The organism is Lapillicoccus sp., from assembly GCF_039935575.1.
GTDB lineage: Bacteria > Actinomycetota > Actinomycetes > Actinomycetales > Dermatophilaceae > Lapillicoccus.
The window spans coordinates 1-7,108 of the sequence record NZ_JBDTKA010000103.1 but is presented as its reverse complement, the minus strand read 5'-3'; the positions used below and the strand labels follow the sequence as shown (position 1 = coordinate 7,108).

Sequence of the window (7,108 nt, the reverse complement as noted above, 5' to 3'; positions counted from 1 at the left end):
ACGATCACTGAAATCCACACGAAAGACGTGGACTTCAAGGGCCACACTCGGCGCTGCAGTCCCGACGAGCCGCAGTACGAGATCAAGAGCGACAAGACAGACCACGTGGCTATGCACAAGGGCGATGCGCTGAGAAAGCTCTGACAACCTGAGCGCAGCCGCACCTGTCGTGGCCATTCCTGGACGAATGACGTACGTTCGGGGATGAGCTAGATGTAGGGCCGAGGTTGCGATCGACGAGGCCGGTTGACCTAATGCGCGAGATCTGGACGATTGGGCACTGGACATGTCCGGAGTCGACGTTCATCGGTCTGTTGACCGACCAGGACATCGACCTGTTGGTCGATGTCCGAGCCCATCCGGGGTCACGCAAGAGCCCACACTTCGGACACGACCTGATGCCCGCCTGGCTCGCCGAGGCCGCCATCGAGTACGTGCACCTCGACGAGCTGGGCGGCCGGCGTCCCAAACAGCAGTTAGCAGTGGAGGTCAATGCGGGCTGGAAGAACGCGAGCTTCAAGAACTATGCGGACTACACGTTGTCGCCTGCTTTCCAGCACGGGATCGCGCGGCTGGAGGAGCTCACGGCTGGTCACCGCGTCGTCGTCATGTGTGCAGAGCCGATGCCGTGGCGCTGTCACCGTCTGCTCATCGCCAACACGCTGGTCGCACGCGGCTGGACCGTGCGGCATCTCATCGGGGGCGCCGAACCGCGCGTACACACGCTCGGTCAATGGGGGGCCCCTCCGACCCTCGACAACAAGGGGCGACTGACCTACCCCGCATAGCCCGCGTGGTGGCCTGACCGCCCGCTCATTGCCTGCTGGTTACGGCCCGGGGCAGGTTCGTCCGGTCGGGAACGTTGGGGCACCGGCCGATGTTGGACGAGGTGACCGTCGAAGAAGAAGAGAGCAAAGGAGAGTGCGACTATGGGCCTGTTCACGAAGAAGACCCTCCCGTCCGTCGACCCGGCCGGCACCGCATACCCGGTGACGAAGTCCGACGACGACTGGCGCGGTGAGCTCAGTCCTTCCGAGTTCAACGTCCTGCGCGAGGCAGGCACTGAGCGGCCGTTCGTCGGGGAGTACACCGACACCAAGACCGAGGGTGTGTACTCCTGCCGTGCGTGTGGGGTCGAGCTGTTCCGCAGCGACACCAAGTTCGAGTCGCACTGCGGGTGGCCTTCGTTCTACGCGCCGCTCGCCGAGGACCGGGTCGAGTACATCGAGGACAGCTCGTTCGGTTCGACCCGGACCGAGGTCCGGTGCGCGAACTGCGGCTCGCACATGGGCCACGTCTTCGCGGGCGAGGGTTACGGCACCCCCACGGACCAGCGGTACTGCATCAACTCGATCAGCATCCGGCTGGAGCCCAAGGCCTGAGCCACCCGCGCCGCGCCGCGCAGGCACCCCTCTGTCGGACCTCCCACAGAGGGGTGTTCTGCGTCTCAGCGAAGGTTGGCCACCAGGTCGGCGATCTCCACTCGAGGACCGGTGTAGAACGGCACCTCCTCGCGCACGTGTCGTCGCGCCTGTGAGGCGCGCAGCTCACGCATGAGGTCGACGATGCGGTGCAGCTCGTCCGCCTCGAAGGCCAGCACCCACTCGTAGTCGCCGAGGGCGAACGCGGCCACGGTGTTGGCCCGTACGTCGGGAAAGTCGCGCGCCAGCTTGCCGTGCTCGACCAGCATGTCGCGCCGCTCGGTGTCGTCCAGGAGGTACCAGTCATAGGAACGCACGAACGGGTAGACGCAGATATAGGCCTTCGGGTCCTCCCCCGTCAGGAACGCCGGGACGTGGCTCTTGTTGAACTCCGCCGGTCGGTGCAGCGCGGCGACCGACCAGACCGGCTCCAGCGCCTTGCCCAGCTCGGTGCGCAGGAACCGGTGGTAGGCGTCTTGCAGCTCGTCGATCGTCTCTGCGTGCCACCAGATCATCAGGTCGGCGTCGGCGCGCAGCCCCGCGACGTCGTAAACCCCGCGTACCACCACGCCCTCGGAGGCGAGGTCGGCCACCAAGGTGACGACCTCGTCGGCGACCGTGCTGCGGTCCTCCGGCAGCGGCTCGACGGACGCGAAGACCGACCACATGGCATACCGGAGCGAGGAGTTGATCTCCCGGACGCTAGATGGTGAAGGCTTGCGGCTCATGGCCTCATCCTCGCAACCGTGGCTCGACCTCTCGGACGCGGGTGGGTAGGGCAGACAAGACGGCGACCGCGGCCGCTCTTCCAGACGCGATGCAGGCGGGTATGCCGACACCGTCGTAGGCGGCGCCGGCAACGGCGAGCCCGGGCAGGGCCGCAACCGCCTCTCTCACTCGCGCCATCCGGTCCAGGTGACCGACGGCGTACTGAGGGAGGCCACCCCCCCACCGTTGGACGTGTGCGTCGACCGACGTGGGAAGGGCCGGCGACACGATGCGCCGCAGGTCGCCGACCGCGAGCTCGACGAGCTCGTCGTCCGAACGCTGGAGCACCACCGCCTCACCGGCCCGGCCCACCGAGGCGCGGAGCAGGACCACGGCCGGGTCGAGCTCGTCGACCCAGGCCCACTTGGTGGAGCTGTAGGTCGCCGCCTTGGTCCGCACACCCTCGACCGGCGGTACGAGGAACCCGGACCCAGCCAGGAGTGGGGCGGCCGAACGCGGGAGCGCGAGGGTGACGATAGCGACCGAGGCGTACTCGGTCGAGGCGAGCACCTCCGCGGCCGCCCGCGCGGTTGCGTGCAGCAACCGCGCGGCGGGCGTGGCAGGGAGCGCCAGCACGACTCCGTCGGCTTCGACGCGCTCGGGACGGGTGGTCGGGCCGCTCGTCAGCGCCCAGCCGCGCGGGGTCCGGACCAGCTCGCGAACGGTCGTCGACGTCCTGATCTCGACGCCGCGGACGAGCAACGCCGAGGACAGCCGCTGAGCAAGCTCCCCGAGACCGCCCCGGTAGCCTGCGAACACCGGCCCGCGCGACGCCACCGCCGTGCCGGCGCCGGCTGCGTCGCGAGCCACCTGGGTGATCGACAGGCCCTCGTTCGCCGCGGGCCACAGCGCGGGCAGCGCGGCCTGGAGCGACAGCCGCCGGGCATGCCCCGCATACACGCCGGCCAGCAGGGGTTCGACGAGCCGGTCCACCACCGCCGTCCCGAGCCGCCCCTCGACGAACTCACCCACCGAGACGTCGGTCTCGAGGGGCGGACCGACCCGCTCGTGCTGCGCCCTGTCGACCTCGGTGGGGTCGAGGATGCCCGCTGTTGCCGCCGGGTCACCGGGGACGCCCATCAGGCTGCCCGCGGGAAACGACCAGTGCCGACCTCGGGTCCAGATCGAGGCCGACACCCCGGTCGGGTGCACGATCCCGTCCGCCAGACCGGCCTCCGCGGCCAAGGCCGCGAGCTCAGGTCGTCGCGCGAGAACCGACTCGGACCCGACATCGACCCGGTGACCGGCTACCTCGCCGAGCCGCAGCTTGCCGCCCACGGTGCTCGTCGACTCCAGGACGACCACGTCGAGAGCCGGCTCCGCGCGGCTCAGCTCCCACGCTGCGGCCAGTCCGCTGATCCCGCCGCCGACGACGACGACGCGCGCTCGACGGTGGCCCGGGTCAGGGGGCCGGTCGGTCGTCTGCGTCACGTCGAGCCACCCTGCCACCCGTTGCGAAACCGAGACCGGGCGGGTGGAACGGCTCCACCTCTGCACGGGTCATGTGCAGTGACAGGAACGTTCCACTCCGAACCAGGAGGTATGCCATGCGCGTCCAGCCTCGCTCCGCTCCGTACGCCGTCGCTCTCGTGCTCTTCTCTGCGCTTGTGTCTGCGCTGGCCCTCGGCGGCTGCTCGTCAAGAGGGGCATCCGAAGGCTCGGCCGCGTCGGGGTCAGGGGCCGTGGCGGTGGCTCCGGGCGCTCCGGCTGCCCCCGATGCCAAGGCGGCAGGCGGCGACCCGGCTCAGGCCGGCCAGTCGGGTCCAGCCCAGTCGGGTCCAGCCCAGAGTGGTCAGTCGGGGTCGGTGGTCACGGGAGACAAGATCGTGCGCACGGCGTCCCTCGACGTCGAGGTCGACGACGTGACCCGGCGAGCGGCCGACGTCCGCCGGATCGCCCTCCAGGTCGGAGGCGCGGTCATGTCGGAGAACAGCTCGGCCGCGCGCAGCGGCAACACAGCCGGCAGAGCCGACCCTGCGGACCCGTCCGGCTCGGTCACACCGCGCCCGCCGGGTTCCGGGCCGTCCGCCGTCTTCGGGCTGGCGGTCCCCGCCGACCAGCTCGAGACGACGCTCGACCAGCTCGCTGCCCTCGGCACGGCGACCCAGCGCACCTCCTCGAGCAAGGACGTCACGTCGACCTACGTGGACACGCAGTCGCGGGCCTCGACCCTGCGCGCCAGCCTCGACCAGCTCCGCGCCCTGATGGCCAAGACCACCGCGATCGACCAGCTGGTCACGCTGGAGACCGAGCTCTCTCGGCGCCAGGCCGACCTCGACTCGATGGAGGCCCAGCTGAAGTCCCTGGACGCCAAGGTGGCCGCCTCCACCATCACGGTCACCCTCACCCCGAAAGCGGCCTCGGCGACCCCGACCGAGGACAACGGCGGGGGGTTCCTCAGCGGGCTCCGCAGCGGGTGGCAGGCGTTCCTCGGGTTCGGCGGCGGGTTCCTCACGGTGCTCGGAGCCCTCCTGCCCTCCCTGGGGGTGGTCGCGGTGTTCGTCGGCCCGGCCCTGGTCTGGTGGCGTCGTCGTCGCTCGGCTCGGACCCAGGCCGAAGTCCTCGCCCGGGCTCGGACCGAGGCCGACGCGGAGGCTGCGGCCCGCGCCCGGGCACAGGCGCGTGCCGACCAGGAGGACCCCGCCGCTGTCATCTCGTGAGGCGTCGACCTCGGTGCTCAGCGCTGCGAGATCTCGTGGACGAGGTCGACGACTCGGGTCAGAACGGCGGGGTCGGTGTCCGGCAGCACCCCGTGGCCGAGGTTGAACACATGCCCCGGTGCGACTCGACCCTCGTCCACGATCCGGCGGACCTGAGCCTCGACGACAGCCCACGGAGCGAAGAGGACCGCGGGGTCGAGGTTGCCCTGCACGGCGTACCGGCCATCGAGGCGGCGCAACGCGTCCGTGAGCGAGACCCGGAAGTCGACGCCGACCACCTCCGCTCCGGCCGAGCCCATCGAGGCGAGCAGCTCACCGGTACCGACGCCGAAGTGGATCCGGGGGACGGCGAGGTCGGCGACGGCCGCCAGGGCCCGGGTCGAATGCGGCAGTACGAACGTCTCGTAGTCGGCACGGGGCAGCGCCCCGACCCATGAGTCAAAGAGCTGGACGACGCTGGCCCCGGCCTCGGCCTGGACGCGCAGGAACGCACCGGAGATCTGCGCCAGGCGGTCGCACAGGTCGTGCCAGAGCCCGGGGTCGCCGTACATCAGGGCCTTGGTGCGCTCGTGGTTGCGGCTGGGGCCGCCCTCGACGAGGTAGGACGCCAGAGTGAACGGCGCGCCGGCGAACCCGATGAGCGGCGTGCCGCCCAGCTCGCCGACGAGCAGCCGAACGGACTGGGAGATGTCGGGGACGTGCTCGGGCGTGAGCTCAGGAATGCGGTCGAGGTCTTCGCGGGTACGCACCGGTTTGGCGATGACCGGCCCTGTCCCAGGCACGATATCGAGGTCGACGCCGACCGCAGCGAGGGGGACGACGATGTCGCTGAACAAGATCGCGGCGTCGACCCCGTGGCGGCGGACCGGCTGCAACGTGACCTCGGTGACGATGGCGGGGCGCCGGCAGGCTTCGAGCATGGGGATGCCCTTGCGTAGGGCTCGGTACTCCGGCAGGGACCGCCCGGCCTGCCTCATGAACCACACCGGGGTATGCGTGACAGGTTGCCGCCGCGCGGCCCGAACCAGGGTGCTCTCGGCCGGATCGGACGTCTCGTTCACGGCCGGGCTCACGCCGGACATCATCACACGCGCGCAGGTCCCGGACGGTGCGCGCAGTACGGCAGCCGCGAGCGTTCGTCAGCCGGTCGCGATTGCTACGACACCGAGCAGCGCCAGACCCACGCCGACGTTCTGGACCCACCGCAGCCGTTCACCGAGGAAGGCACGGGCGAGCATGATCGTCATCACCGGGTAGAGGGAGCCGAGGACGGCAGCGATGCTCACCATTCCCTGCGTCGACGCCGAGACGAACAGGATGTTGGCGCTCAGGTCGGCCACGCCGACGAACAGCAAGACCGGCCAGTCCCGCCGACCTACGCCACCGGTGCTGCGCCGGACCGCCGCCAGACCGGCATACAGGGCCAGGCTGGTCAGCCGCATCCCCCACAGGGTTGAGACGAGTGAGACCCGCGACCCTCGGTCCATGCAGAACAGCACGAACCCGAACCCGACGGCGGCCACGCAGGCGAGCGCCACGGGTCGCACCGACAGGCCCGCCTGGATCTCGGGACCGCTGGCCAGCACGGTGCCGAGGACGGCAACGCCCATGCCCACCCAGGCGATTGCGCTCGGCGTCTCGCCCGTGACGACCCCGAGCAGCACCGGCACGGCTGCCCCGAGCGAGGCTATCGGTGCCACCACGCTCATCGTGCCAGTGGCCAGCGCCGAGTAGAACGCCGCGAGAGCGATCGCCCCGCCGACCCCGGCCGCCAGCGCCCACCCCACCCATGGCCCCGGTGCCAGGGGGTGACCGAACAGCACGACGAGGCTCAGCGTGACGAACCCGACCAGCTGGGAGTACCCGACGACGGCCAACGGGGCCAGGGTGCGCGCCTTCAGGCCGGCCACGAAGTCGCTGGTGCCCCACACCACGGACGAGAGCAGAGCCAGCAGCGCGGACACTGGCTCACCGTAACCGGCGAGCCCTGCTGTCCCTGTGGGTCGGGCCGACCTACTCTCAGAGAGTGCGTGGTCGATCCCTCTCCGGCGAGCAGCCCGCCGAGTTCGCTCGGGCCATCTCCGCTCTGCGGGAGGCCCGGCTCCGCCCTGAGGTGCGGCTGACCGAGGTCCCGGCACCACAACGCATCGCCCCGTATGCCGTCGCGCTCACCGCCGACGTGCTCACCTCCGCCTCGGGCGACGAGGAGCTGGCGTCGGGGCGGTTCGTGCTGCTGCACGACCCGTCGGCACCCGGCCC

9 protein-coding genes are annotated in these 7,108 nt (G+C 70.5%); 5 read left to right on the top strand and 4 right to left on the bottom strand.

Annotated elements, in window-relative coordinates; genetic code table 11:
- The first annotated feature begins 3 nt into the window (after positions 1 to 3).
- The 3 genes from ABI385_RS12620 (at position 4) to msrB (ending at position 1,382) form a co-directional block, all read left to right on the top strand.
- Positions 4 to 144 (top strand): DUF2945 domain-containing protein, encoded by a 141-nt coding sequence (locus ABI385_RS12620; RefSeq protein WP_348104099.1) that lies wholly within the window; start codon positions 4 to 6, stop codon positions 142 to 144.
- A gap of 110 nt (positions 145 to 254) precedes the next feature.
- Positions 255 to 788: a DUF488 domain-containing protein gene (locus ABI385_RS12615; protein ID WP_348104098.1), complete on the top strand. Its 534-nt coding sequence runs from the start codon at positions 255 to 257 to the stop codon at positions 786 to 788.
- Positions 789 to 929: 141 nt separating this feature from the next.
- The gene (gene msrB, locus ABI385_RS12610; RefSeq protein WP_348104097.1) at positions 930 to 1,382 is read left to right on the top strand and encodes a peptide-methionine (R)-S-oxide reductase MsrB; all 453 of its coding nucleotides are present in this window, start codon (positions 930 to 932) and stop codon (positions 1,380 to 1,382) included.
- Positions 1,383 to 1,447: 65 nt separating this feature from the next.
- Here the strand turns inward: msrB and hemQ are convergent, their stop codons facing one another.
- Both hemQ and hemG read right to left on the bottom strand, forming a co-directional pair.
- Positions 1,448 to 2,149 (bottom strand): hydrogen peroxide-dependent heme synthase, encoded by a 702-nt coding sequence (gene hemQ / locus ABI385_RS12605; RefSeq protein ID WP_348104096.1) that lies wholly within the window; start codon positions 2,147 to 2,149, stop codon positions 1,448 to 1,450.
- A 4-nt stretch (positions 2,150 to 2,153) separates the two neighbouring features.
- A complete protein-coding gene (hemG, locus tag ABI385_RS12600) occupies positions 2,154 to 3,620 on the bottom strand; it encodes a protoporphyrinogen oxidase (RefSeq protein WP_348104095.1) in 1,467 nt (488 codons plus the stop codon).
- 116 nt (positions 3,621 to 3,736) lie between these two features.
- On the opposite strand from hemG, the gene ABI385_RS12595 reads away from it, so the two are divergent.
- A complete protein-coding gene (locus ABI385_RS12595) occupies positions 3,737 to 4,849 on the top strand; it encodes a DUF4349 domain-containing protein (RefSeq protein WP_348104094.1) in 1,113 nt (370 codons plus the stop codon).
- A gap of 17 nt (positions 4,850 to 4,866) precedes the next feature.
- Here the strand turns inward: ABI385_RS12595 and hemE are convergent, their stop codons facing one another.
- Both hemE and ABI385_RS12585 read right to left on the bottom strand, forming a co-directional pair.
- On the bottom strand, positions 4,867 to 5,931 hold the full coding sequence (gene hemE / locus ABI385_RS12590; protein WP_348104093.1) for a uroporphyrinogen decarboxylase: 1,065 nt from the start codon (positions 5,929 to 5,931) through the stop codon (positions 4,867 to 4,869).
- A gap of 57 nt (positions 5,932 to 5,988) precedes the next feature.
- On the bottom strand, positions 5,989 to 6,813 hold the full coding sequence (locus ABI385_RS12585) for a DMT family transporter (protein WP_348104092.1): 825 nt from the start codon (positions 6,811 to 6,813) through the stop codon (positions 5,989 to 5,991).
- Positions 6,814 to 6,875: 62 nt separating this feature from the next.
- Here ABI385_RS12585 and ABI385_RS12580 point away from each other — a divergent pair.
- Positions 6,876 to 7,108, top strand: a 233-nt coding sequence (locus ABI385_RS12580; protein ID WP_348104091.1) for a DUF3000 family protein, incomplete at its 3' end; no start/stop codon positions are given.

Excerpts from the sequence above, each read along its gene's own strand:
- ABI385_RS12615 (WP_348104098.1), top strand. The coding sequence starts at position 255 with ATGCGCGAGATCTGGACGATTGGGCACTGGACATGTCCGGAGTCGACG.
- msrB (WP_348104097.1), top strand. The coding sequence starts at position 930 with ATGGGCCTGTTCACGAAGAAGACCCTCCCGTCCGTCGACCCGGCCGGC.
- hemQ (WP_348104096.1), bottom strand. The coding sequence starts at position 2,149 with ATGAGCCGCAAGCCTTCACCATCTAGCGTCCGGGAGATCAACTCCTCG.
- ABI385_RS12595 (WP_348104094.1), top strand. The coding sequence starts at position 3,737 with ATGCGCGTCCAGCCTCGCTCCGCTCCGTACGCCGTCGCTCTCGTGCTC.
- hemE (WP_348104093.1), bottom strand. The coding sequence starts at position 5,931 with ATGTCCGGCGTGAGCCCGGCCGTGAACGAGACGTCCGATCCGGCCGAG.